This is a genomic window from Streptomyces sp. NPDC043680 (genome assembly GCF_056436685.1).
The window spans coordinates 87,586-111,856 of record NZ_JBWKCE010000015.1 but is presented as its reverse complement, the minus strand read 5'-3'; the positions used below and the strand labels follow the sequence as shown (position 1 = coordinate 111,856).

Here is a 24,271-nt window from a genome sequence, read left to right as displayed (position 1 = left end):
GGGCGGAAGGGGGCCGAGGGCTAGCGTGGCGCGATGAGTCTGTCGCGACGGGGGCTGCTGGGACTGGTGGGGACGGCGGGGGCCTTGGGCGCGGCGGCGGCCCCGGCGGGTGCGGCTCCGTCGGGTGCTGTTACGTCGGATGCTGTTGCGTCGGGGGCGGCTGCGTCGGGTGGGGCTGTGGCCGCGGCGGCGCGGGCCCCCGCGGGTACGGCATCGGCGGCGCCGCGCGCCGACCGGGTGCGCACCGGTTTCGAGCAGCTCGCGGCGGACGGGTACGGGCTGCTCGCCGGCCGGCGGATCGGAGTGGTCACCAATCCCACCGGGATCACCGCGGACGCCCGCCACCTGGTGGACGTCCTGCACGCGGACCCGCGGGTGGACCTGGTCGCCGTCTTCGGCCCCGAGCACGGCTTCCGCGGGACGGCCCAGGCCGGCGGCTCCGAGGGGGCCGGCCGGGACCCGGCGACCGGGCTCCCGGTGTACGACACGTACGGCAAGAGCGGGCAGCAGCTCGCGGACGTGTTCACCGCGGCCGGCGTCGACACCGTCGTCTTCGACATCCAGGACGTCGGGGCCCGCTTCTACACCTACATCTGGACCCTGTACGACTGCATGCAGGCGGCGGCACTGGCCGGCAAGGCGGTGGTGGTCCTGGACCGGCCGAACCCGGTGGGCGGCAGGCGGGCCGCCGGGCCGGTGCTGGAGCGGCCGTACGCGAGTTTCGTGGGCCGGGAGCCGATCGCGCTCGCGCACGGGATGACGGCCGCCGAGCTGGCGCTGCTGTTCAACGGAGAGTTCCTGGCCGCCCGGCCCGTGCGGCTTCAGACGGTGGCGATGACCGGCTGGAGCCGGGGCTGCCTCCACGCCTCGACGGGCCTGCCCTGGGTGCCGCCGAGCCCGAACATGCCCACCGCCGACACGGCCCTGGCGTACGCCGGGACCTGCCTGTTCGAGGGCACCAACCTGTCCGAGGGGCGTGGGACGACCACCCCGTTCGAGGTGCTCGGCGCGGAAGGGATCGACCGGCGGTGGGCGGAGGCGGCCGACGCCCTGGGGCTGCCGGGAGTGTGGATCCGGGAGGCGTACTTCACGCCGACCTCCTCCAAGCACGCCGGGAAGGTGTGCGGTGGCATCCGGCTGCTCGTGCACGACCCGGAGGCTTTCGATCCGGTCCTGACCGGGGTCGGGCTGCTGGTCACCGCGCGGCGGACGTGGAGCGGCTTCGCGTGGCGCACCGACCACTGGATCGACCGGCTGACCGGCTCCGACCGGGTCCGGCGGATGGTGGACGCGGGGGCGGGAGCCGAGGAGATCGCGGCCGACTGGGCGGCGGGCCTGGCGCGGTTCGCGACGGTGCGCGAAAAGTACCTGCTGTATCCGTAGGTGCACGGGTCTGGCCGGGCGGCGGGCGCAGCAGGATGCTGGACGGCACCGGAGGCGCGGCACGGAGGGGGACCCCATGTCGGACGGAACGGTTGCGGGTGGCGGGAGCGGTGGCGGGGGCGGGGCCGGGGGTGGTGGCGGGCGCAGAACCGCCGCCGCGGCCGGGGTGGGCGTCCGGCCGTACGCGGAGCTGACCTTCGACGCCGAGGGCGACGTGGACCGAGCGACGCGGGAGGCGGTGGCCGCGATGGAGGCCACCGACCTGCTGGTCTTCGCGCACGGGTGGAACAGCGACCGGTCCACCTCCACCCGCCTCTTCGACCGCTTCTACGCCCCCTTCCCCCACCTGGTGGGGCCGCGGACACGGCTCGGCTACGTCGGGGTCGTGTGGCCCTCGATCCGGTTCTCGGACGAGCCGATCCCGGACTTCGAGCTGCCCGCCGCACTGGCCGGGGACGCCGCCGCGACGGGGCTGGACCCCGAAACCCGTCGGGCGCTCGGGGAGTTCTGGCCGGGCCGCGAGGAGGAGCTCGACCGGATCACCGAACTGCTGCGGGAGCGGCCCCGCTCGACGGCGGCCCTGGTCGAATTCGGCGCGCTGGTCAGGGAGGTGGCGGGGGTGGCCGTCGCCGACGGGACGCCGGGCGCGGTGCCCTCGGCGGAGGTGCCCGCCATCTTCACGCGGGACGTACTGGAGGTCTGCCGGGCCTTCAACGACGCGCTCGCCCGGGCCGGCGCACCCGTCGGCCCGAGTCCCGCGAGTACCGCGAGCCCCGCGGGCAGCGCCGGCGTGCGGGCCCCCTCCCCCGGCGCGGGCGACCCTCAGTCGCTGTGGAACGGTGCCAAGGAACTGCTGCGCCAGGCCACGTACTACCAGATGAAGCGCCGCGCCGGGGTCGTCGGCGAGCACGGCCTCGGGCCGGTGCTGGCGGATCTGGCCGGAGGCCGGCCGGGGCTGCGGATCCACCTGATCGGACACAGCTTCGGCGCGCGGGTGGTGTCCTTCGCGCTGCGTGCGGTCCCGGACGGCTCCCGGTACGTGAAGTCCGCGACCCTGCTGCAAGGCGCCTTCTCGCACTACGCTTTCGCGGACCGCCTCCCGCACGCCGGGAACAGCGGCGGCGCCCTGCGCGGTATGCAGCGCAGGGTCGACGGCCCGGTGGTGGCCTGCCACTCCCCGCACGACACCGCGCTCGCGGTCTTCTACCCGCTGGCCTCCCGGATGGCAGGGGATTCAGCCGGTCTTCTCGGCTTCGACGAGCGGTGGGGCGCGATCGGGCACGACGGGGTGCAGGCGGTGCCGGGCGCCGCGCGGCTCACCCTGGACGCGGCGCTGCGCGAGGGGGTCCCGGCGGCCGGTTGCGTCAGCGTGGACACCGGGTCGGTGGTGCGGCGCGGGGGTCCGCCCTCGGGGGCGCACAGCGACGTCTGCCACGAGGAGCTGGCCCGCGTCGTGGTGGCTGCGGGGCGCATGGGGCGCTGACTTTTGGCCATGTGCCACCCACACGCCTCGACCGCCCCCGCATGCGCCCGCACCTGGCCGGGCATGTTGGGCACATCTCGCGGTGCGTCGTCGTTCGATCCAGTACGACGCGCTGATGCCGGCGTGGCGCGACGGAGGTGAAGGTGTGATGGCGGGGTTTCGGAGTCTGGCCTACCAGGTGCGGGACGCACGCAATGACCGTGCCCTGCGGCGCCATTCGCTGCGCCGCTGCCTGGAGCGGTTCGCTCCGTACGGGCATCGGGCGACGTGGTGGCATCTGTGCGACCGGCACGGGATCGCTCCCGAGGACCGGGCGGCGGATCCGCAGCGGCTGGTCGCGGCGTTGGAGGAGCTGGAGGAGGCGCGGGGGGTCTGGCTGGAGTACGAGCGCCAGTTCGCGGAGCGGCGCCGCCGCGAGAAGCACCACGGGCTGCGCCGGCCGGAGTGGGCGTGGGGCGGCAGCGGGGACGCGGTGGTGCGGTGCGCGGATCCCGGCGTGCGCCCCGAGGGCACCCTGGGCGAGGTGTTGCGGCGCCTCGTGACGGCGCTGGAGTCCGAGCCGGGGACGGGCTGTCCGGTGTGCGGGGAGCAGGAGCTGCACTGGCGGGCGCCGGCGCCGGGCCCGAGACGGGGGCGCCGGGCAGGACGTGGGCCCTGGGAGGGGGCCTGGGCCTGGGACGGGCCGGTGTGCGCGGGCTGCGGAATCGTCGTACCCCGACCGGCTCTGGCGGAGTCGACCGTCTTCCCGTCGCTCTCGGCGGGGGCCGCGTGAGGCTGCCCGGAGACGGTGCGGGGGCCGCGTGAGGCTGCCCGGTGACGGTGCGGGGGCCGCGTGAGGCTGCCCGGAGACGGTGCGGGGGCCGCGTGGGGCTGATCCAGGTGTCGTTGAACGGGGCGCGGGCGGCCGCGGCCGGTGTTGCCGTGCCCATGAGCCCGCGGGATCTGGCGGAGGCGGCCCTGGGGGCGGTCGCCGCGGGGGCCGGGGAGGTGCTGGTGCATCCGCGGACTCCGTGCGGCCGGGAGAGCCTGTCGCCGCGGGTGGTGGGGGCGGTGCTGGAGGCGTTGCGGGGCGCGGGGGTCCCCGTACCGCTCTCGGTGTGCGCGAGCATCGCGGCCGAACCGGATCCGGCGGGGCGAGCGGCGCGGGTGCGGTCGTGGGTGATGCTGCCAGAGCGGGCGGCGGTGCACTGGGCGGAGCCGGGGGCGACGGAGCTGGTACGGGCTCTGCTGGAGCGGGGCGTGGCGGTGGACGCGGTGGTTCCGGCGGGGTGGGACGCCGGGCCGGTGCCGCGGGATCCGCGGGTGCGGCTGGTGGTGGAGGCCCCGGCGGCCGGCCCGGAGGCGGGGTCGGGGCAGGGGCCGGAGTGGGGTCGGGGGCCGGAGCCGGTCCCGGTCCCGGTCCCGGGTCGGTGCGCTCCGGGTCAGGTGCTGCTGTTCGGGCGGGAGGCCGCGGCCTGGCCGGTGCTGCGGCTGGCGGCTCGGCGCGGTGCCGGGATGCGGACCGGGGTGGGCGACGTACTCCACCTGCCGGACGGACGGCCCGCGCGGTCGAATGCGGAGCTGGTGGCCGCCGCCGTACGGGAGGCGGCGGCGCAGGCGTGCGGAGCCGGCTTCGCTACAGCCGGGAGCCGGTGAGCTGTTCACCGAAGACGTCGTCCGGATTGGACAGCGCGCAGTTCTTCAGCGAGAGGCAGCCGCAGCCGATGCAGTCGGTCAAGTGGTCGCGCAGCCTCATCAGTTGGCTGATCCGCTGGTCGAGCTCCGTGCGCCAGGCCTCGGAGAGCTTCGCCCAGTCCTCGCGGGTGGGGGTGCGGCCCTCGGGGAGCTGGGCCAGCGCGTCGCGGATGGCGGCGAGCGGGATGCCGACGCGCTGGGCGGCGCGTACGAAGGCGACCCGGCGCAGCGCCTCGCGGGTGTAGCGGCGCTGGTTGCCGGAGGTGCGGCGGCTGCTGATCAGGCCCTTGGCCTCGTAGAAGTGCAGCGCGGAGACGGCCGCGCCGCTGCGGGCGGACAGCTGGCCGACACTGAGCTCGTGGATGTTCTCGGGAATCTGCGGCACGAGGCCGAGGGTAGTCGGCCGGTCCGCCATCCGTTGACAGATACATACGGCCCGAGCATGCTGAGCAAGCGCTTATTCGTCGGAGCGCCAGGGAGAGGGAGACGCATGGCCGAGCCGAGGATCTTCACGTCCGCCGAGGAGCTGCGCGCCGGGATCGGCACCCGGCTCGGCCCGAGCGACTGGCTGGAGGTGGACCAGAAGCGGATCGACCTGTTCGCGGACGCGACCGGCGACCACCAGTGGATCCACGTGGACCCGGAGCGCGCGGCGGGCGGACCCTTCGGTTCCACCATCGCGCACGGCTATCTGACGCTCTCGCTGCTGCCGAGTCTGGTACCGCAGATCATGCGGGTCGAGGGCATGCGGATGGGCATCAACTACGGGACGGACAAGGTGCGTTTCCCGGCTCCGGTGCCGGTCGGCTCGCGGCTGCGGGCCACCGCCGTGATCACGGACGTCACCGAGGCGGGTGGCGGCGTGCAAGTCACGGCGACGGTGACCGTCGAGCGCGAGGGCGGCGAGAAGCCGGTGTGCGTGGCGGAGTCGGTGTCCCGGTACTACTTCTGAGCTCCGGGCCTCCCGGGCTCTACCCCTGCGGGGCGTCGGGGGCCGGTACGGCGGCCGGAGTCGCGCCCACCATGCGGAGCACGAGGTCGGCATAGAGCGCGCCGACCTCGTCGGGCGTGCGTCGGCCGTCGACGCTGAACCAGCGGGCCACGTCGATGCACAGGGACAGGACGGCGAGGGTGGTGCCGGGCACGTCCGGCACGTCGAATTCCCCCGCCGCGACCCCCTCGGCGAGGATGCGGCGTACGGCGGCGTCGCTCTGGCGGCGCAGCGCCACGATTTCGGAGCGGTGCTCCGGAGCGAGAGCATCGAGCTCGTACTGGACCACCCGTGCCGTGGTGTGGTGCGCCGCGTGCCAGAGCACGAAGGACCGTACGGCCGCGTCGAGCCGCTCGGCGGCGCTGCCGGGGCCGGAGGCGGCACTTTCCAGGATGTCGAGGGCCTTGTCGTGGCCGATGCGGCTGATCCGGTGGAGCAGCTCTTCCTTGGTCTTGTAGTGGATGTAGAGCGCGGCGGGGCTCATACCGGCGCGCCCTGCAATGTCACGTGTGGTGGTGGCGTGGTACCCGCGCTCCGCGAACGCGTCGACCGCGGCGACGAGCAGCCGTCGCGCGGCGTCGGGGGTGACCTCCGACCACGGCTGGTAGCCGCCGGTCGCCTCTCCCGCGGTGTCCATCGCTTGCTCACCCTCTCCATCCTGTAGGAATGCACACCTTACCGGAGGGTGAGCAAGCGCTTAGAGGACCTGGACGCTCCCTCGGTCAGACCTTCGGCTGGAAGGGGTCGTAATCGGCCATGATCTTCTCCATCCGGGCCTGGTCGACCCGGGTGACGATCTGGGTGAGCTCCTGGCGGTCGCGGATCACCTTGGCCAGGGTGAAGGCCGAGGTCGTGAGGTAGAGGACGGCGATGCCGAGGAAGGCGCGGACCCAGCCGTCGGCCTCCAACTGGTAGATCCCGAGGGCCACCGCGCCGATCGCGATGGCGAAGGAGGCCACGGCCTGGCCGTAGTACGCCCCCGTGTTCTTCTGCTTGACCGGTGTCTCGTTCATGGCCCCAGCATCGGCCGCAGTGACCGGTGCCACATCCGCGCAGATACTCAGGCGCGTACTCAGAACGCGGAAACCCCGGTGTGGGCGCGGCCGATGAGCAGCTTCTGGATCTGGCTGGTGCCCTCGTACAGGGTCATGACGCGGGCGTCGCGCAGCAGTTTGCCGGCCGGGTACTCGTCGATGTAGCCGTACCCGCCGTGCACCTGCAGGGCGTTGCTCGCGGCGCGCACGGCGGCCTCCGAGGCGAAGAGCTTGGCGGTGGAGGACTCGGTGGCGAAGGGCCTGCCGCGGTCGATGAGGTCGGCGACGCGCCAGGTCAGCAGCCGGGCCGCGTCCACGTCGACCGCGATGTCGGCGATCAGCTCCTGGACCAGCTGGTGATGGGCGATGGGCTTGCCGAACTGCTCGCGCTGCGCGGCGTACGAGACGGCCGCGTCCAGCGCCGCCTGCGCGATGCCGACGCACCCGGCGGCGACCGACATCCGGCCCTTGGCGAGGGCGGACATGGCCACCGAGAAGCCCTTGCCCGCGGGACCGAGCAGGGCGGAGGAGGGGACGCGCACGGCGTCGAGGGTGATCTCGGCGGTGGCCTGGCCGCGTAGGCCGAGCTTGCCGTGGATCTCGCGGCGGGTGAGCCCGGGGGTGTCGGTGGGGACGAGGAAGGCGGAGATGCCGCGGTGGCCGGCCTCCTCGCCCGTGCGGGCGAAGAGCAGGACCACATCGGCCCAGGTGCCGTTGGTGATGAACATCTTGCTGCCGCTGAGGACGTACGCGTCTCCCCGGCGCACGGCGCGGGTGGTGAGGCCGGCGGCGTCGGAGCCGGTGCCGGGCTCGGTGAGGCCGAAGCAGCCGAGCGCGTCGCCGGAGCAGAGGCGCGGCAGCCAGCCGTGCCTCTGCTCCTCGGTACCCCAGGCCGCGATGGACTTCGCGACCAGGCCGAGGGAGACGGAGACGATGCCGCGCACCGCGGAGTCGCCGCGTCCGAGCTCCTCGGTGACAAGCACGTAGGACAGGTGGTCGCCGCCGGAGCCGCCGTACTCCTCGGGGACGGTCAGGCCGAGGAAACCGAGCGCGCCGAGCTTCTTCACGATGGCCCGGTCCACGCTTTCGGCGCGGTCCCACTCGGCGGCGTACGGGACCACCTCGCGCTCGGTGAACGCGCGGGCCAGGTCGCGTACCGCGGCCTGCTCCTCGCTGAGTTCCAGATTCACCGGGCACCTCCGGGCGGGACGGGGGACGGGCCGGGCCGGGGCCGGCGCTTTAACTAGCACCGGTAGTTTATTCGGGCCAGGCCCTACTATGTGGCGCATGGCCAGACCGCGCAAGCCCCTCCTGAGCAGAGACCGCATCGTCGAGGCGGCGGGCGCACTGGTGGACGCGGAGGGGCTGGAGGCGGTGTCGACGCGGCGGCTGGCCGCTGCACTGGGGGTCAGCGGGCCCTCCCTGTACAACCACTTCCGCACGAAGGACGAGATCCTGGACGCGGTCGCGGACGCGGTGAGCGCGCGGGTCGACCTGTCGATGTTCGAGGCGGGAGCCGGGCGGGACTGGCGGGGTGCCCTGCACGACTGGGCGCACTCCTACCGGGACGCGCTGGCCGACCACCCGAACATCGTGCCGGTGCTGGCGCGGGGCCCGGGGCGCCGGCCGGCGGGTCTGAGGCTGGCCGACGCCGTGTTCGGTGCGATGACGGCGGCCGGGTGGCCCCCGGCGCAGGCGACCCGGATCGGCGCGCTGATGCGGTACTTCATCCTGGGCTCGGCGGTGGGCTCGTTCGCCCGCGGTTTCGTGGACGACGAAGCGGCGTACGACCCCTCGGACTATCCGCACCTGGGCCAGGCCCACCTGCTGGCCGAGCGTCAGCGCGAGGTGGACGAGGGTGCCTTCGAGACGGGCCTGGCCGCCCTCCTGGACGGGCTGGCCCTCCAGTACGAGGCCCTGAAGGAAACGGCCTGACGAGACGTGGCGGGCTCCCCGGCCCCCACGCGCACCCCGCCGAGAACGGAGACGTGCGGGAGCCGGGAGCGGGTCAGAACACGACGAGTGAGCGGCCGCCCTTGCCCGCCAGCATGGCCTCGAAGGCCCCCGGGATGCCGTCCAGGGTGATGCGGTCGGTGACCAGGGAGGCGAGGTCCAGGCGGCCCGCGCGGGCGTGCTCCGCGAGCACCGGGAGATCGCGGGCGGGGTCGCCGTTGCCGTACACGCAGCCGGTGAGGGTGCGGGCGTAGTGGAAGATCTCCAGCGCGTGGAAGGCGACCTGCTGGTCCTTGCCGCCGATGCCGACCACGGTGGTGCGGCCGCCGCGCCGAGTGGAGTCCCAGGCTCCGCGGATGGACTGCGCCCGGCCGACGCATTCGACGGCCACGTCCGCGCCGTGGCCCCCGGTGAGCGCGCGGATCTGCTTGGCGGTGGTGTCGGAGGCGAGCACGAACGCGCTCGCCCCGGCCGCGCGGGCGAGGTCCTCCTTGGCCGGTGAGACGTCGACGGCCACGATCGGGCCGGCCCCGGCGATCCGCGCGGCCTGGAGGGCGGCCAGGCCCACCCCGCCCACCCCGAAGACGGCGACGGACTCGCCGGGGCGGACCTGGGCGCTGTGGTGGACGGCGCCGTAGCCGGTGAGGACCGCGCAGCCGAGGAGGGCGGCCTCGGCCAGCGGGATCCCGGCGGGCGCGGGCAGCACGCAGTTGGCCGCGACGACCGTCTCCTCGGCGAACGCTGCCACGTTCAGTCCCGGGTGCAGGGGCGTTCCCTCGGCGTCGTGGGCGTAGACCGCGCCGACCCCGGTGAGGGCGTTGGCGCAGAGCCAGACCTCGCCGATCGAGCAGTGGTGGCACTGCCCGCAGGACGGGGACCAGTTGAGCACCACGCCGTCGCCGGGGGCGACGTGGGTGACGCCCTCACCGACGGCGAGGACCGTGCCGGCGCCCTCGTGGCCGAGGACGGCGGGGACAGGGACCCGCATGGTGCCGTCGGTGAGGGAGAGGTCGGAGTGGCAGACCCCGGCTGCGGCGAGCCGCACCCGGACCTGCCCGGGGCCGGGATCGGGCAGCACGATCTCCCGTATCTCCAGCGGTGCTCCGACGGCGGGCAGAATGGCGGCGCGGACCATGGTCGTCGTCTCCGTCAACTCGGAACTCAGAACTGCAGGGACTTGGTCTGGAGGTACTCGGCGAGGCCGTGCGGCCCGAGTTCGCGGCCGACTCCGGACTGCTTGTACCCGCCGAAGGGGGCGAGCGGGTTGAAACGGCCGCCGTTGATGTCCACCTGGCCGGTGTCCATGCGGCGGGCGAAGGCGACGGCGGTGGCCTCGTCCGCCGCCCAGACCGCGCCGCCGAGCCCGTACACGGTGCCGTTGGCGATGCGCAGGGCGTCGTCCTCGTCCTCGTACGGGAGGATGGACAGCACGGGGCCGAAGATCTCCTCCTGGGCGATGGCCATGTCGGGGGTGACGTCGGCGAACACGGTCGGGGCGATGAAGTATCCCCGCTCGTGCGGTGCGTCGGGGCCGCCCGCGACCAGGCGCGCGCCCTCCTCGACGCCCTTGGCGATGTAACCGCGCACGCGGTCGCGCTGCTTGGCGTTGACGACCGGGCCGAGGCGGGTGCCCGGGTCGCGGGGGTCGCCGGAGGGGTACTTCGCGACGGCGGCCGCCGCCAGCTCGACGGCCTCCTCGTACTGGCCGCGGTGGACGAGCATCCGGGTGAGCGCGTTGCAGCTCTGACCGCAGTTGTTCATGACGTGGCCCACGCCTGCGGCGACGGCCTTGGGCAGGTCGGCGCCGGGCAGGATGACATTGGCCGATTTGCCGCCCAGTTCGAGGGCGACGCGCTTGACGGCGGCACCGGCCGTGGCACCGATCTGCTTGCCGACTGCGGTGGAGCCGGTGAAGGAGACGAGGTCGACGCCTTCGTGCGCGGCCAGCGCCTGGCCGGCGACCGGGCCGGTCCCGGTCACCAGGTTGAAGACTCCGGCCGGGACACCCGCCTCGTGCACGGCTTCGGCGAAGAGCTGTGCGGTCAGCGGGGTGTCCTCGGCCGGCTTGAGGACGAGGGTGCAGCCGGCGGCGAGAGCGGGCGCCACCTTGGCAACGATCTGGTGCAGCGGGTAGTTCCAGGGCGTGATGGCCCCGACCACGCCGACCGGCTCCAGGAACACGGTGGAGTTCCCGATCCGCTCCTCGAAGGCGTACGTGGCGGCGAGCTCGGCGAACGAGGAGGACACCGCGATCGGCGCCCCGACATGGACCATCTCCGAGAAGCCCAGCGGGGAGCCGAGTTCCGCGGTGATGGTCTCCGCGAACTCGGACTTGCGCGCCACGAGCACATCGCGCAGCGCGGCGATCCGGGCGGCCCGCGCGGCCGGGGCGGTGGCCGCCCAGCCGGGGAGGGCCGCGCGGGCCGCGCGTACCGCCGCGTCCACGTCGTCGGCGCTGCCGGCCGGGACCCCGGCGATGACCTGTTCGTCGGCCGGGTTGACGACCTCGATCCGGTCGCGTCCGGCGGCGGGCCGCCATGCGCCGCCGATGTACATCCCGTCGTGGGCCTTCATGGCATTCCTCCCGAGCACGCACGAGCGCGTAGACCTGACCTCGCGTGAACACCCTACAAACTAGCGTCGGTAGTTTTCGGCCCGCCAGGGGTCCCGGGCATCAGATGATGCCGAAAAGCATCCCCGCCCCCAGCACGACGAGGGAGGTGAGAGCCGCCCATTTGACCGTGAAACGGGTGTGGTCGCCGAACTCGACCTTGGCCATGCCGACCAGGACGTAGACGGCCGGAACCAGCGGGCTGGACATGTGCAGGGCCTGCCCGACGAGGGAGGCGCGGGCGATTTCGAGCGGGGACACGCCGTGGGCGGCGCCCGCCTCGGCCAGGACGGGCAGCACACCGAAGTAGAAGCCGTCGTTGGACATGAAGTAGGTGAGCGGGAGGCTGAGCAGGCCGGTGACCAGGGCCATGTGCGGGCCCATGCCGTCGGGGATGGCGCCGACGAGCCAGTCGGCCATGTGCTTGACCATGCCGGTGCCGCCGAGGACGCCGGTGAAGACGGCGGCGGCGAAGACCATGCCGGCGACGTTCAGGACGTTGTCGGCGTGGGCGGCGAGCCGGGCCTTCTGGTCCGGCATGTGGGGGAAGTTCACGGTGAGGGCGAGGGCGGCGCCGAGGAGGAACAGCACCGGAATGGGCAGCAGCTCCGTGATCATCGCGGTCAGAAGGGCGACGGTCAGGGTGGCGTTGAACCAGTAGAGCCGGGGCCGGAGCGTGGCGCGCCGGGGGTCGAGACCCTGGAACCCCTCTTCGCCCCGGGACCCCTCTTCCGCGGGGGCCGGGACGGGGACGGCCGGTGCGGTGCCGGCGCCCGCGTCCGCGTCCGCACCGCCGGTGCCCGGACCGGCGCCCGAACCGGCCTCGGCCCCGGCCCTCTCGGCACCCGTGGCAGTGGCAGTGGCAGTGGCAGTGGCCGGGAACGTGCCCGAACCGGCGGCGACGAGGTTCTCCTCCGCGGACTCCGGGTCCTGCTCCGGGAGCACCAGCGTCCCCAGGCGGCGGCGCTCCTTGAGGCCGAGGACATACGCCAGGCCGAACACGAAGACCAGGCCGACGGCGAGGGCCGGGATCATCGGGACGAAGATGTCGGCGGCGTCCAGCTTGAGGGCGGAGGCGGCACGGGCCGTGGGGCCACCCCAGGGCAGGGTGTTCATGACACCGTTGGCCGTGGCGGCGACCCCCGTCATCACGACGAGGCTCAAGCCGAGCCGCTTGTAGAGCGGGTACATCGCGGAGACGGTGATCATGAAGGTGGTCGATCCGTCGCCGTCGAGGGAGACGATGGCGGCGAGAACGGCGGTACCGACCACCACCCGCACCGGGTCGGCCTTGCAGAAGCGCAGGATGCCGCGCACGATCGGGTCGAAGAGACCGACGTCGATCATCACGCCGAAGTAGACGATGGCGAACATCAGCATGGCGGCGGTCGGCGCGAGTTTGCCGACCCCGTCGATGACGTAGTCGCCGAGGTGGGCGCCCTTTCCTGCGAAGACGCAGAAGAGCGCGGGGATCAGGACGAGCGCCGCGATGGGCGACATTTTCTTCATCATGATCAGCACCAGGAAGGTGGCGATCATGGCGAAGCCGAGGAAGGTCAGCATGCAGGGAACGTAGGTGCCTCCGTTCCCCGCCAACAAGACGTCGAGCCGTGAGCAATACGAGCAAAACCCCAGCTCAGGGCAGGGGTGTCAGCTCCACCGGGAAGCCGTTGAGCACCGCCGTGCCCGACAGCGGGTCGAGCCGCGAGCCGTCGAGGAGCTGGTTGACGTTGACCCCGGGGTCGGCGGAGGCCACCGAGAGCCGGGCCCCGTCACGGTCGTGGCCCCAGCCGTGCGGGAGGCTCACCACGCCCGTCCGGACGGTGTCGGTCACCTCGACGGGGACCTCCAGGCTGCCGCCGTCGGCGGTGATCCGGGCCCGGCCGCCCTGGGTGAGGCCGATCCGGTCGGCATCCTCGGGATGGACCTGGAGGGTGCAGCGGTTGGAACCTCCGGTGAGGGCCGGGACGTTGTGCAACCAGCTGTTGTTGGACCGCAGGTGGCGGCGGCCCACGAGCACCAGGGAGGCGGGGCGGTCTGCGAGCGCCGCGCGCAGCCTGGGCAGCTCGGCCGCGATCGGGTCCGGCAGCAGCTCGATCCTGCCGCTGCGCGTCCTCAGCACGCCCGGGAGCCGGGGCCGCAGCGGGCCCAGGTCGATGCCGTGCGGGTGCGCGAGCAGCTGTTCCAGGCTGAGAGCCGCCTCCGCCCCCTCCGCGGCGGGCTCGGCGCCGAACCGGTCTCCGTACGGGCCGAGTCGCAGCATCAGGTCGAGCCGCCGCTCGGGGCCGCTGTCTCCCGTGAGGAGCCCGGCGAGGCGTGCCGGGTCCTGCCCGTGCAGTGGGGAGTGCGGATCGGCGGTCTCCTTGGCGAGGGTGGCGCGGATGACCGATTCGTCGACGGCGGCGGCTGCCTCGGCGGTGGTGCCGTGCGTGCCGGAGACGGCCAGCAGGAGCCGGGCGTGGATCTCGCACTCGTCGAGCCGGCCGGCTTCGAGGGGCACGGCGGCGCGGGTGTAGCGCGCCTGGTTGCGGATGGCGAAGCCGTTGAAGGCGAAGTCGTGGTGGGCGCTTTGCGAGGGCGGCGGCGGAGGCAGTACGACGTGGGCGTGGCGCGAGGTCTCATTGAGGTACGGGTCGACGCTGACCATGAAGTCGAGCCCGGCCAGCGCCGCGTCGAGGCGTCGGCCGTCGGGGGCGGACAGCACCGGATTGGCCGCGATCGCGATCAGGGCGCGGATCCGCCCCTCCCCCGGGGTCTCGATCTCCTCGGCCAGGGCCGTGATGGGCAGTTCGGCCTTGGCCTCCGGGTGGCCGCCGACCCGGCTGCGCCAGCGGCCGAGGGCGAAGCCCTTGCCGGGCCCGGCGGGGCGCGGCCGCGGACCGGCGGCGGGCAGCGGGAAGAGGGCTCCGCCCGGCTTGTCGAGGTTGCCGGTGAGGATGTTCAGGACATCGACGAGCCAGCTGGCGAGGGTGCCGTACTCGACGGTGCAACTGCCGATCCGTCCGTAGACGGCGGCGGTGGGCGCGGCCGCGAGGGCGCGGGCGAGGTCGCGGATCTCGGCGGCCGGGAGGTCGCAGGCGGGGGCCACGGCCTCGGGAGTGAAACGCGCGAGGGCCTGGCCGAGTTCCCCCAGTCCTTCGGTCTGTTCCTCCAGGTGGGCGGGGGCCGCGAGCTTCTCGGCGAGCAGGGTGTGCGCCAGGGCGGCCAGCAGCAGGGCGTCGCTGCCGGGGCGCGGTGCGAGGTGGCGGTCCGCGAGGCGGGCGGTGCGGGTGCGGCGCGGATCGACGACGACCAGCGTGCCGCCGCGGGCCCGCAGCGCCTTGAGCCGGCCCGGGAAGTCGGGGGCCGTGCACAGGGAGCCGTTGGACTCGACCGGGTTGGCGCCGAGGAGGAGCAGGAAGTCGGTGCGGTCGAGGTCGGGCACCGGGACGGCGAAGGGGTCGCCGAACAGGAGCCCGCTGGAGACGTGTTTGGGCATCTGGTCGAGGGTGCTCGCGGTGAAGAGGTTGCGGGTGCCGAGGGCCTTGAGGAGCAGCGGGGGGTAGAGGGCTCCGGCCATGGTGTGGACGTTCGGGTTGCCGAGGACGACGCCGACCGACTGATTGCCGTACTCCTGCACGAGGGCCGGGACGGCGGAGGCGATGGCCTCGTAGGCCTCGTCCCAGGTGGCTTCGCGGAGTTCGCCGTCGCGACGGACGAGGGGGGTGCGGAGCCGGTCGGGGTCGGCGTCGAGCGCCCCGAAGGCGGCTCCCTTGGGGCAGATGAAGCCGCGGCTGAACACGTCCTGCCGGTCACCGCGGGCGCCGGTGACGGCAGTGCCCTCGATGGTGAGGGTGAGGCCGCAGGTGGCTTCGCAAAGGGGGCAGATGCGCAGGGCGGTGCGGGGCATGGGCCCTCCAAGGCGGCAGGCTGCGGCACGGACACGCGGGCGCCCCGAGCATACCGACCGGTAGGCACGGAGGGGAGGGGGTGCGCGCCTCGGAGTGCGCGGGGACGGCCCTGCCGGGAGCGTGGCCGGTCAGCCGGTGACGGTCAGTCCGCGGCCGGTCGGCCCGCGGCCGGTCGGCCCGCGGCCGGTCAGTCCAGGACGCGGGCGAGATACGCGTGCATCATCGCCCGCGTCTCGGCCACGATGCCGGGATCGCCGACCGGGTCGGCCCGGAAGGCCAGGTTCGTCAGGGCGTCGGTGGCCTCGACGGCGACCAGGACGGCGCGTTCCAGGGCGGGGTCGGGGGTCAGCCCGAGGTGCGCAGCGAGCAGTTCGGTGAGGCGTACGGCCACCAACCGGTTGGGGTCGGCGCCAGGGCCTTCGGGGGGCGGTGCGGGCACCCCGAAGTCGATGAAGGCGAAGCCGGGGACGGTGCGCTTCATGGCGAGGTACTCGTCGAGCACGGCGTCGACGACGGGCCGCCAGTCGGTGGCGGGGAGCGCGGCGAGGCGGTCCGTGATGCCTTCGACGTACCGGTCGAGGTTGCGGTGGGCGAGGGCGAGTGCCATGGCCCGCTTGTTGCCGAAGAAGCGGTAGACGGAGCCGATCGGCACGCCGGCGCGCAGGGCGACGGCCCGCGTGCTGAGGTTCTCGTAGCCCGTCTCGTCGAGGACTTCGGCGCAGGCGTCGAGGATCCGGGCGAGCCGGTCGGCGCTGCGCTGCTGGATCGGCGTACGGCGCAAGGGGTGGGCGGGGGGCACGGGGTCCATCATGCCGGTCCTGGCGTCGTGGTCCAGCAGCCGGTCTCAGTTCAGCAGGAGGCCGATGCCTCCGAGGGTGTAAATGACCATCAGCGCCAGCAGGGGCAGCTGGCCTGCGACGGCCTTGGCGGGTGGGAAGAGGCGTACACAGCGGTCGTGGGCGGCGATCACGCCGAGTACGTGACCGCTGACGACGGCGAGGACCTGGAGGGTGGCGAGACCCCCGGGACCCAGTGGGGGCAAGGGTTCGGGGGCGTTGTCAGTGCCGAGTGCCATGATTACTGTGCGTGGTCCTTCGGTGACGAGAAGGGAGAAGTAGTGGGCGGTGAGATAGCCGAGCGCGATCGGCACGAGTGAGTGCGCGAAGGCGGTCAGCGGGCCGGGGAGCGGGCCGCAGGCGAGGCGGGTGGCCGCCGCGCACAGGCAGTACAGGGTGGCGACGAGGGCGATGGAGCCGAGGAGTCCGAGCGTGGCCGTGGGGGTGCGCCCGAGGGGGGAGGTCTGGATGGTGTTGATCCACGACGGGCTGTCGGAGTAGCCGTCGTAGGCGGTGGAGCCGAGCAGGACGCAGACGGTGGCAACGAGTCCGGGCCGCTCGGGCGTCGCGTCGAGTCCGTCGAAGGGGTTGCGCAGGACGAGCCGGCCGTCGCTGCGGCGGCCGAGGGGGGAGAGCCGGGCGAAGAGGGCGGAATACGCCTCGAAGGCGTCCGCTTCGGCGAACCAGCGCTCGCCGAAGCGGGCGGCGAGCCCGAGGTGGGCGGTGCCGTAGACGGCGAGGGCGATCAGGAGGGTGGTGGTGGATGCGGGATCGGGGGCGACGAGCTCCAGCCAGGTGAAGGCGAACAGTCCGGCGGCGGCAGGCCACTGCCCGAGCCGGACGGGAAGGGGGCGCGTAGCCGCAGGCCGGCGGCGGGACGGCAGGCGGTGCAGCAGGCGGGACGACAGGCGGTGCAGTGTCCGGAGCGGGTTGAGCAGCCGCCAGATGGGGCCGAGCAGAAGGGAGGTGGGGACGAGGCCGACCCAGAGGAGGACGTAGACGGCGCCGGGAGCGGGGTTGCGTGCGGGGTCGTCGGGACCGAGGAGGAGGTGGAGGAGGACGGCGAGCGCGGCGGCCAGGCCCAGCCCGCGCAGGCCGGTGCGGGTGGCTGGCGCGTCGGCCACCTGCTGGAGGGCGGCGGGCAGGGGGTGGCCCGCGCGGTCGCCGCGGAAGCGGGAGGACGACCAGAGCAGGCCGAGCGCGAGGAAGGAGACGAACAGGGCGGCGAAGGCACCGGCGAATGCGTAGAAGGGAGAGATGGGCAGATCGTGCTGGGACCCGATCCCGTGTGCGAGGACGGTGAGCGGATCGGCCGGGTGAAGGACCACGCCCTGGCCGCCGCCACCGCCCCCGGCGCCCGGGGCGGCCCCGGCGGGGATCGGCGCCGGCAGGCTCATCGGACGAGGAGCTGGGTCAGGACGAGGTGGGACTCATGGGTCTCGACCTCGAAGAGACCCGTACGGTCGGCCGTCAGGACCAGGGTGGCCTCCCGGCCTGCGGGCAGGGCGAGTTCCTTGTCGTAGCCGTGGACGTGCAGGGTGTCGGCGCGGTCGCTGGTGACGCGCAGGGCCACGCGCTCGCCGCGCTTCACTTCGGTGCGGCCGGGGGCGGGGGTGACCTTGCCGTCGCGAACGGCGAGGGTGACCGTGCGGTCGGCCCGTGCCTCCGGGGACGGGGCCTGCGCTTCCGGGGAGGTGGGCGGGGCGTGGCTGTGGTCCGCCCCCGGGGCCGCGCCGGTACTGGGGCCCGCGCCGGCGGCGGTGCCGGTGAGTCCGGTCGCGGCTTCGACCGGCTTTCCGGCGACGGCCCAGGCGGTGTGGTCGTCCGCGTAGAGGCGGACGGTCAGGGTGTGCGCGCCCTCGGGGACCTGCGCCGCGGGCAGGTGGAACCAAGGGCCGTACAGCCGGGCAAGGGTGCGGCCGTCGAGCTCCAGGTGCGCGTGGCCCGCGCCTGGGAGGGCGGCGCCGCCGGTGCTGTCGGGGGTGAAGCGGAAGTTCTTCACCGTCAGGCGGAGGTTCCAGCCGTCCTCGGAGTCGGGGCGGGCGGCGAGCTGGATCTCCGGCGCACCCTCGGCCGGAATTTCGCGGAGCCGGTGACCGGCGCCGTCGCGGGTGTCGAGCAGGGTGCCCGCGGTGCCGGTGGCCTGCTCGTGGGTGGTGCCGGGCTTGTGGTGGGTGGTGGCCCGCCCGCCGCAGCCCGCCGCCGCGCCGCCCACGAGCAGCAGAACGACCCCGAGCAGGGCGGCGGCCCGGGCCGCCCGTCGGGACCCGGCGCTCCGGCGGCCACCGCTCGGCGCCGGGGCCGGCCCGCCGACGCCGGGCGGCGGCGGGACCGCCTCGCGGGGGTGGGGTGGCGTCGGGGCCGGCTGGCCGACGCCGGGCGGGGTCGGGGTCGGGGCGCGGGGGGTCGGCCGGTTGGTCACTGCGGGCCTCCGGCTTCGGCGTGCAGGGCCGGGGTGGGGTCGGCCGGGACGGGGCTGCGGTCGCCCGAGGGGTCGCCGGGGCGGGCCGAGGCGATGACGGCCCACAGGGTCCATACGACGGCCACCACCGCGCGGATCCAGGCGGGGCCGACCGGGGTCCAGGGGATCATCAGCACCCCCTTGTCGAAGGCGTCCAGCAGGGTCAGGGCGCCCAGCAGCAGGCTCAGCCGCGCCAGCCAGGGGCGGGTGGGGCGCAGGGCGAGGCCGGCGCCCGTCCACGACAGGCCGAGCAGGAGCAGGGCCAGCGCCGGGACCGGGGTGGCGGTCAGCGGCATGGTGGAGCCCGCCACGTCCAGGACGAGTCCGGCCAGGCCCAGCAGCGACGCCGCCGTTCCCAGGCGGGAGCCGCGCAGGCGGCGCCACCACAGCACCCCGCCCACCAGCAGCAGCACCGCCGCGACGGCCAGCGCGATCTGGGTCTCCACCCGCTCAAGACCGCGTGCGCCGTACCAGTCACAGCCGGCCGGAAGCTTGCGGGCCTGTACGTTGTAGTCCGCGCAGACCAGCAGCTGGGCCAGTTTCACCGGCTCGCCCACCAGGCGCGCCGAGCCGCCCGACACCGCTCCCCGGCGGTCTCCGCACTCGGGGAGGGTGCCGGGGGTGGAGCCGTCCGGTCCGGCCTGCCAGCAGTTTCCACGGCCCTGGCCGTCCCACCACACGTCCATGCCGTTCGGGCGGGCGGCGCCGGAGCGGTCCTTGCCGAGCACGTTGCCCGCGTACCGGTTGTGGTGCGAGGTGTCCGCCTGCTTGGACCACTCCTCCTCGCCACGGATGAAGGCGGGTACGGCCGAGAGGAAGAAGCCCGCGCGGCGGTGCCCGTACACCCAGTTGTTCTCGTAGACGTTCCAGTTGCCGCCCGCGGTGATGATGCCGGTGCCCGGCGGCATGGAGATCTGCGGGCAGACGACGCCCTGCTCGTAGCCGCGCTCGATCGGCGGTTTGGCGCAGGTGCCGTCGGCGACGTGGTGGTAGTAGTCGGCGTTGTTGTCGTGGATGAGGTTGCGTTCGAACTTGGCGTGGTTCTGCGGGAGTCCGGGGTGGCCGGGGAAGGCGCTGTCCATCGAGGCGCCGCCCATGTTCTGGTCGAACTCGTTGTCGTGGACCCACACGGAGTCGCCCGCGGTGCCGGAGTAGCCGACCATGTTGTGGTGGCTGTGGCAGCCGGTGATCTCGATCGAGTAACGGGGCACGTCGTAGCCGCGGCCGTCGTTGATGTCGGAGGCACTGCCCGGGTAGATGCCGGAGTCGCCGTTGCCGTAGGACTCGCAGTTCTTGTAGAGCCCGTGGTCGCTGGCGAAGGTGAGGAAGCCGTACTCGTCGTTCCAGCGCGTCAGCACGTCGTCGATGACGAACCCGTCGCCCGCCAGCACGTACAGGGAGTTGAAGGTGGTGCGCTGCGCGGTGAAGTTGCGGAAGTAGATGCCGTTCGACCTGTCCGCGCGGATGGCGTTCAGCTTCTGGTACTTCGCGTCGATGACGACGTCCTGCCGGGAGGCGCCGGTGCCCTCGATCTGGAGGTCGGTCTTGCCGAGGACGGCGACGAGGTTCTGGTTGTGCCGGCACTGCACCTGCTGCTCGTAGGACAGGATCTGGTAGCCGAGCGAGGAGTTGGGGGCCCTCAGCCTCGCGCACTCCCCCGTGGGCGGTGGCAGCGAGGGCTCCTCCTCGTAGAGGCCGGGAAGGATCGCGATGTTCATGCCGGGGCGGTCGACGGCGTCCACGGCCTCCTGGAGGTGCCGGTAGCCGCTCTTCTCGCAGCGTTCGTACAGGGCGAGGTTGCGCTGCTTCAGCTCCTGCGGGAACGCGGATATCCGGTGCTCGAAGGCGGCCCGGTCGGTCTTGCAGACCAGCAGTTCGGGCTCGGTCGTCCGGTGGCGGGGCACGGACCCGGAGCCGTCCGGGAGGGCCACCGGGCGCTCCTCGTGTGCGCGGGCTGCGGGCGCGGAGGCGAGCAGCGACAGGAGGGCGAGGAGGGCGGCGAGGAGCGCCGCCGGCACGGCAGGGAACCTGCGGGTCCACGACATGCGCGTGAGAGTAGAGCAATGTTCATCTTTTTGGAGCCCCCGCGGCACGGCGAATACCGGCAGGGGGCCATTGACGCGGGCGGCGCAGAATCCTACTGTCGAGCATAGGATTCCTTCGACAGAGCGGGAGCACCCCATGAGCGAGCAGGCCAGGAAGACGGCGGAGGCGCTGGAGTACCTCACCGGCTTCGGCAACGAGCACAGCTCGGAGGCCGTCCCCGGCGCGCTCCCGCCCGGCCGGAACTCGCCCCAGCGCGCGCCCCTCGGGCTGTACGCGGAGCAGCTCAGCGGCAGCGCCTTCACCGAGCCCCGCCGCCACAACCGCCGCTCCTGGCTCTACCGGATCCGCCCCTCCGCCGCCCACCCGGCCTTCACCCGCACCGACAACGGATCCCTGCGCACCGCGCCGTTCACCGAGGCTCCCGCCGACCCCAACCGGCTGCGCTGGAACCCGCTCCCCGACCCGGCCCCCGGCACCGACTTCCTCGCCGGGCTGTGGACCCTCGGCGGCAACGGCGACGCCACCCAGCGCGCCGGCATGGCCATCCACCTCTACACCGCCAATGCCTCCATGACCGACCGGGTGTTCAGCGACTCCGACGGCGAGCTGCTGATCGTCCCCGAGCGCGGCGGCCTGCTCCTGCGCACCGAGTTCGGCCTGCTCAGCGCCCGTCCCGGCGAGGTGGCCCTGATCCCGCGCGGGATCCGCTTCCGCGTGGAGCTCCTCGACGACGACGCCCCCGCCCGCGGCTACGTCTGCGAGAACTACGGCCGCCCCTTCGAGCTGCCGGACCTCGGCCCCATCGGCGCCAACGGCCTCGCTGCCGCGCGCGACTTCAAGGCCCCCGTGGCGGCGTACGAGGACGACGAGCGCCCGACCGAGGTGGTCAACAAGTTCTGCGGCAACCTCTGGTCCGCGACCTACGACCACTCCCCGCTGGACGTCGTCGCCTGGCACGGCACCCACGTCCCCTACGTGTACGACCTGCGCCGCTTCAACGTGCTCGGCTCGATCAGCTACGACCACCCCGACCCGTCGATCTTCACCGTGCTGACCTCGCCCTCCGACACCCCGGGCCTGGCCGGCGTCGACTTCGTGGTCTTCGCCCCGCGCTGGCTGGTCGGCGAGGACACCTTCCGCCCGCCGTACTTCCACCGCAACGTGATGAGCGAGTACATGGGCCTGATCGAGGGCGCCTACGACGCCAAGGCCGAGGGCTTCGTCCCCGGCGGCGGCTCCCTCCACAACATGATGTCGGCCCACGGACCGGACCGGGAGACCTTCGACCGGGCCAGCGCCGCCGAGCTGAAGCCCCAGAAGATCGACGACGGTCTGGCCTTCATGTTCGAGACCCGCTGGCCGATCACCACCACCTCCCAGGCGGCCGGCGCCGACCACCTCCAGCGCGGGTACGACGACGTCTGGCAGGGGCTCGAACGCCACTTCCGCGCCTAGGATGCGGTGGCAGCCCGCCGCACGCCCCCGCGCCTCCCGTACGGAGAACCACCCGTGACCGCCTTCGCCCCCGACTCGCTCGTACTCAACCGGAAGCTGCCGCTCTGGTACCAGGTCTCGCAGTCACTGCGCGCCTCGATACTGGGGCGCACCCCGGACGCCTCGCTGCGCCTGCCCACCGAGGAGCAGCTCGCCGAGCACTACGGGGTGAGCGTGCTGACGATGCGGCAGGCGCTGAAGGAGCTGGAGGGCGAGGGGCTGATCAGCCGGCACCGGCGGCGCGGCACGTTCATCGAGCCGGGGGCGCGGCGCGGGGCTCCGGTGCGGCTGCTCGGTTCGGTCGACGCGATCGTGGCGCAGCAGTCGGGCGAACGTACGACGATTCTCGGCCATGCGCGGACGGGTGTGCCCGGGGAGCTGCTGGAGCACTTCCCGGACATTCCCGAGGTCGTCACGTACCGCAGGCTGCGCCACGACGGGGAGAGCGGCGAGCCGACCAACTGGGCGGAGAACGCCGTGCGGCCGGAGATCGCGGACGCCGTGGATCTGGCCGATCTCGCCCGCTGGCCGATGACGAAGGTGCTGCGCGACGTGGTGGGCGTGCGGATCAGCCGGATCACGGACACCGTGGAGGCGCGCCTCGCCGACCCGGAGACGGCCGAGCTGCTCCAGGTGCCGCTGCTCAGCCCGATCCTGCACTACACGGGCGTGACGTACGACGAGGACGGCCGGGTCGTGGACGTGGCGCGGATCCGCTATCGCGGTGACCGGTTCTCGTTCACGGTCACCGTCGACGCCCACTGAGCCGGAGCGGGGACGGGGCCGCTTGCGCGCCCTTCCGCTTCCGCTTCGTCGTCACTTCTTCTCGTCGTCGTCCGCGCCGCGCTCGCCCTCGGCCTGGGACGGGGTGGTGCGCATCGTCTCCGCGTGACGCTGCTTCTTCTCCTTCTCGTCCATGTCCTCGTCGAGCCGCTCTCCCTCGGCCTGCGACGGAGTCGAGTATTCGTCGTACTGACTCATGGCCGTCTCCTCGAATCGGTGGGCCGCGGCGACTGATCGCCGCACATTCCACACGTTCCGTACATAAGGAGCGTAGCTCCGGGACACCGTCGCTACCATCTGCCGGGTGAGCGAAGACGTACCCCTGCTGGACGATCTGATGCCCTGGGCCGTGGGCTCCCTGCGCCTGGGCCGGGCCTGGGTCGCGGCTCCCGACCCGGCCGCCCTCCGTGCCCGCTGGGCGGCCCTGACCAGCGCCGAAGAACGGGAGCAGGAGCGGTTGTTCCGCCCGAGCCGCGCGCGTACGCCCGCCGCCGGGGCGGCGGCGCTGCCCGGCCGGCGCTCCCCGTCCACCGCCCGCTTCGCCGACGCACCGGGGCCCTGCCCGGAGCCGGTACGGGTGCTGCGCGAGCCGTTCGACGAGCAGTGGCTGCTGCCCGACCAGCGGCTCATCGACCTGGCCCGCCCCGAGCTGTGGCGGGTCCTGGACGAGCACCAGCTCTTCGCCGTCGAGACCCCCGAGCTGCTGGTCACCGCGCACCTTCCGGTGGGCCGCCTGGGCCGGATCCGCCCCCTGCACCGGCGTCCCGGGAGCGCGGAGCCCAATCTCGCGCCGGGCCTGCTGCCCCTGCTCGGTGAGCGCTACGGCGGCCGGGTCGCCCCGGAGGACGTGCTGCGCTGGGTCCTCGCCGCCGGCCGCCCGGGGCCCCGGGGGTACGAGGTCCCGCTCACCGCCGACCCCGGGCGCTGGCGGGCCGGCCTGGAACTCGGCCACCGCATCCTCACCGTCCAGCTGCGCGGCGGCCCCGGGGGCGAGCCGCCCCGACTGCCCGGCGGGCGCCGCCCGTACGTCCGCTCGGCGATCCCGGCCTGGCCGGACGGGCTCGCGTACGACCCGCAGAGCGAGACGCTGAGCCTGGGCACCGGGACGATCTCCCCGGTCCCCGCCGGGGCCTGGGAGTACGAGGCGCCCGACGGTACGCGGGTGCTGGAGGCGTGGTTCGCCGCCCGCGCGGCGCACCGCGACCCGGAGGCCGAGGGGCTGGAGGCGATCGGACCCGCGGCCTGGCCGCAGGCCTGGACCTCGGAGCTGCTGGCGCTGGTCACCACCCTTGCCCTGCTGGCCGATCTGGCGCCGGAACGGGCGGAGTTCACGCCCGGGCCGCTGCTGCCCGCCGCCGCCCTGGGCGCCGCGGGCGTACTGCCGCCGCCGCGCTGGTCGCGCCGCCCGGCCTCCGTACTGGACCACCAGGAGGAGGGCCCGGGCGGCCAGTTCGCCCTGCTCTGAGGCCGGCCGGCGGGGGCCCGCCGGGCCGGCCCGGGCCCCGCGCCCGCGCCCACGCCGACCCGGGCCGCCCCCGGGCCTGCGCGCGAGGCCCACGCCGGGCCCGCGCGGCCGCCCCCGGGCCGGCCGCGCGGGCGTCTAGTGCTGTGGCCGGGAAGGTTTGCCGGGTT

Annotated in this window: 22 protein-coding genes; 9 read left to right on the top strand and 13 right to left on the bottom strand. The window is 73.8% G+C overall.

Translation table 11 applies throughout. The features are described 5' to 3' along the window. The first annotated feature begins 33 nt into the window (after positions 1-33). The 4 genes from AC0666_RS25715 (at position 34) to AC0666_RS25700 (ending at position 4,501) form a co-directional block, all read left to right on the top strand. Positions 34-1,383, top strand: coding sequence for an exo-beta-N-acetylmuramidase NamZ family protein (locus AC0666_RS25715; RefSeq protein ID WP_478708369.1), 1,350 nt, complete (start codon positions 34-36; stop codon positions 1,381-1,383). 76 nt (positions 1,384-1,459) lie between these two features. After that, positions 1,460-2,866 (top strand): alpha/beta fold hydrolase, encoded by a 1,407-nt coding sequence (locus AC0666_RS25710; protein WP_478708368.1) that lies wholly within the window; start codon positions 1,460-1,462, stop codon positions 2,864-2,866. A gap of 148 nt (positions 2,867-3,014) precedes the next feature. Further along, entirely contained in the window at positions 3,015-3,638 is a 624-nt protein-coding gene (locus AC0666_RS25705) for a hypothetical protein (protein ID WP_468972229.1), read from the top strand. Positions 3,639-3,793: 155 nt separating this feature from the next. Beyond that, entirely contained in the window at positions 3,794-4,501 is a 708-nt protein-coding gene (locus AC0666_RS25700) for a 3-keto-5-aminohexanoate cleavage protein (protein WP_478708367.1), read from the top strand. On the opposite strand, the gene soxR is transcribed toward AC0666_RS25700, so the two are convergent. Then, entirely contained in the window at positions 4,482-4,925 is a 444-nt protein-coding gene (gene soxR, locus AC0666_RS25695; RefSeq protein WP_468585930.1) for a redox-sensitive transcriptional activator SoxR, read from the bottom strand. The two genes, AC0666_RS25700 and soxR, sit on opposite strands and share 20 nt — an antisense overlap. Before the next feature lie 105 nt (positions 4,926-5,030). Here soxR and AC0666_RS25690 point away from each other — a divergent pair, with 105 nt between their 5' ends. Further along, positions 5,031-5,492, top strand: coding sequence for a MaoC family dehydratase (locus tag AC0666_RS25690; RefSeq protein WP_468972225.1), 462 nt, complete (start codon positions 5,031-5,033; stop codon positions 5,490-5,492). Between the two features lie 19 nt (positions 5,493-5,511). Here AC0666_RS25690 and AC0666_RS25685 read toward each other — a convergent pair whose 3' ends face one another. From AC0666_RS25685 to AC0666_RS25675, 3 genes are all read right to left on the bottom strand, one after another. After that, entirely contained in the window at positions 5,512-6,168 is a 657-nt protein-coding gene (locus tag AC0666_RS25685; protein ID WP_468972224.1) for a TetR/AcrR family transcriptional regulator, read from the bottom strand. Positions 6,169-6,253: 85 nt separating this feature from the next. Then, complete coding sequence (locus AC0666_RS25680; RefSeq protein WP_468585927.1) at positions 6,254-6,544, bottom strand: YiaA/YiaB family inner membrane protein; 291 nt, start codon at positions 6,542-6,544, stop codon at positions 6,254-6,256. Positions 6,545-6,603: 59 nt separating this feature from the next. After that, complete coding sequence (locus tag AC0666_RS25675) at positions 6,604-7,755, bottom strand: acyl-CoA dehydrogenase family protein (RefSeq protein WP_478708366.1); 1,152 nt, start codon at positions 7,753-7,755, stop codon at positions 6,604-6,606. 97 nt (positions 7,756-7,852) lie between these two features. Between AC0666_RS25675 and AC0666_RS25670 the strand changes: the two genes are divergently transcribed. Further along, positions 7,853-8,500 carry a TetR/AcrR family transcriptional regulator gene (locus AC0666_RS25670; protein ID WP_361715217.1) on the top strand — a complete coding sequence of 216 codons (648 nt, stop codon included), beginning with the start codon at positions 7,853-7,855 and terminating at the stop codon, positions 8,498-8,500. A 73-nt stretch (positions 8,501-8,573) separates the two neighbouring features. On the opposite strand, the gene AC0666_RS25665 is transcribed toward AC0666_RS25670, so the two are convergent. From AC0666_RS25665 to AC0666_RS25630, 8 genes are all read right to left on the bottom strand, one after another. Next, complete coding sequence (locus tag AC0666_RS25665; RefSeq protein WP_478708380.1) at positions 8,574-9,653, bottom strand: Zn-dependent alcohol dehydrogenase; 1,080 nt, start codon at positions 9,651-9,653, stop codon at positions 8,574-8,576. A 26-nt stretch (positions 9,654-9,679) separates the two neighbouring features. Further along, complete coding sequence (locus tag AC0666_RS25660) at positions 9,680-11,092, bottom strand: aldehyde dehydrogenase family protein (RefSeq protein ID WP_468972220.1); 1,413 nt, start codon at positions 11,090-11,092, stop codon at positions 9,680-9,682. A 100-nt stretch (positions 11,093-11,192) separates the two neighbouring features. Next, positions 11,193-12,692 (bottom strand): CitMHS family transporter, encoded by a 1,500-nt coding sequence (locus AC0666_RS25655; protein WP_478708365.1) that lies wholly within the window; start codon positions 12,690-12,692, stop codon positions 11,193-11,195. 73 nt (positions 12,693-12,765) lie between these two features. Beyond that, positions 12,766-15,018, bottom strand: coding sequence for a molybdopterin-dependent oxidoreductase (locus AC0666_RS25650; protein WP_468972216.1), 2,253 nt, complete (start codon positions 15,016-15,018; stop codon positions 12,766-12,768). A 188-nt stretch (positions 15,019-15,206) separates the two neighbouring features. Further along, a complete protein-coding gene (locus tag AC0666_RS25645) occupies positions 15,207-15,827 on the bottom strand; it encodes a TetR/AcrR family transcriptional regulator (protein WP_468972287.1) in 621 nt (206 codons plus the stop codon). A gap of 36 nt (positions 15,828-15,863) precedes the next feature. Further along, positions 15,864-17,183, bottom strand: a complete 1,320-nt coding sequence (locus AC0666_RS25640) for a hypothetical protein (protein WP_468972286.1) — start codon at positions 17,181-17,183, stop codon at positions 15,864-15,866. A 65-nt stretch (positions 17,184-17,248) separates the two neighbouring features. Next, entirely contained in the window at positions 17,249-18,094 is an 846-nt protein-coding gene (locus AC0666_RS25635) for a cupredoxin domain-containing protein (protein ID WP_478708379.1), read from the bottom strand. Between the two features lie 179 nt (positions 18,095-18,273). Further along, positions 18,274-20,361, bottom strand: coding sequence for a right-handed parallel beta-helix repeat-containing protein (locus AC0666_RS25630; protein WP_478708364.1), 2,088 nt, complete (start codon positions 20,359-20,361; stop codon positions 18,274-18,276). 136 nt (positions 20,362-20,497) lie between these two features. Between AC0666_RS25630 and hmgA the strand changes: the two genes are divergently transcribed. Both hmgA and AC0666_RS25620 read left to right on the top strand, forming a co-directional pair. Then, entirely contained in the window at positions 20,498-21,817 is a 1,320-nt protein-coding gene (hmgA, locus tag AC0666_RS25625; RefSeq protein ID WP_468972213.1) for a homogentisate 1,2-dioxygenase, read from the top strand. A gap of 54 nt (positions 21,818-21,871) precedes the next feature. Beyond that, positions 21,872-22,621 carry a GntR family transcriptional regulator gene (locus AC0666_RS25620; protein WP_361715196.1) on the top strand — a complete coding sequence of 250 codons (750 nt, stop codon included), beginning with the start codon at positions 21,872-21,874 and terminating at the stop codon, positions 22,619-22,621. 51 nt (positions 22,622-22,672) lie between these two features. On the opposite strand, the gene AC0666_RS25615 is transcribed toward AC0666_RS25620, so the two are convergent. Continuing rightward, on the bottom strand, positions 22,673-22,837 hold the full coding sequence (locus AC0666_RS25615; protein WP_361715193.1) for a hypothetical protein: 165 nt from the start codon (positions 22,835-22,837) through the stop codon (positions 22,673-22,675). Between the two features lie 139 nt (positions 22,838-22,976). Between AC0666_RS25615 and AC0666_RS25610 the strand changes: the two genes are divergently transcribed. Further along, on the top strand, positions 22,977-24,104 hold the full coding sequence (locus tag AC0666_RS25610) for a type ISP restriction/modification enzyme (RefSeq protein ID WP_468972284.1): 1,128 nt from the start codon (positions 22,977-22,979) through the stop codon (positions 24,102-24,104). Positions 24,105-24,271: the final 167 nt, after the last annotated feature.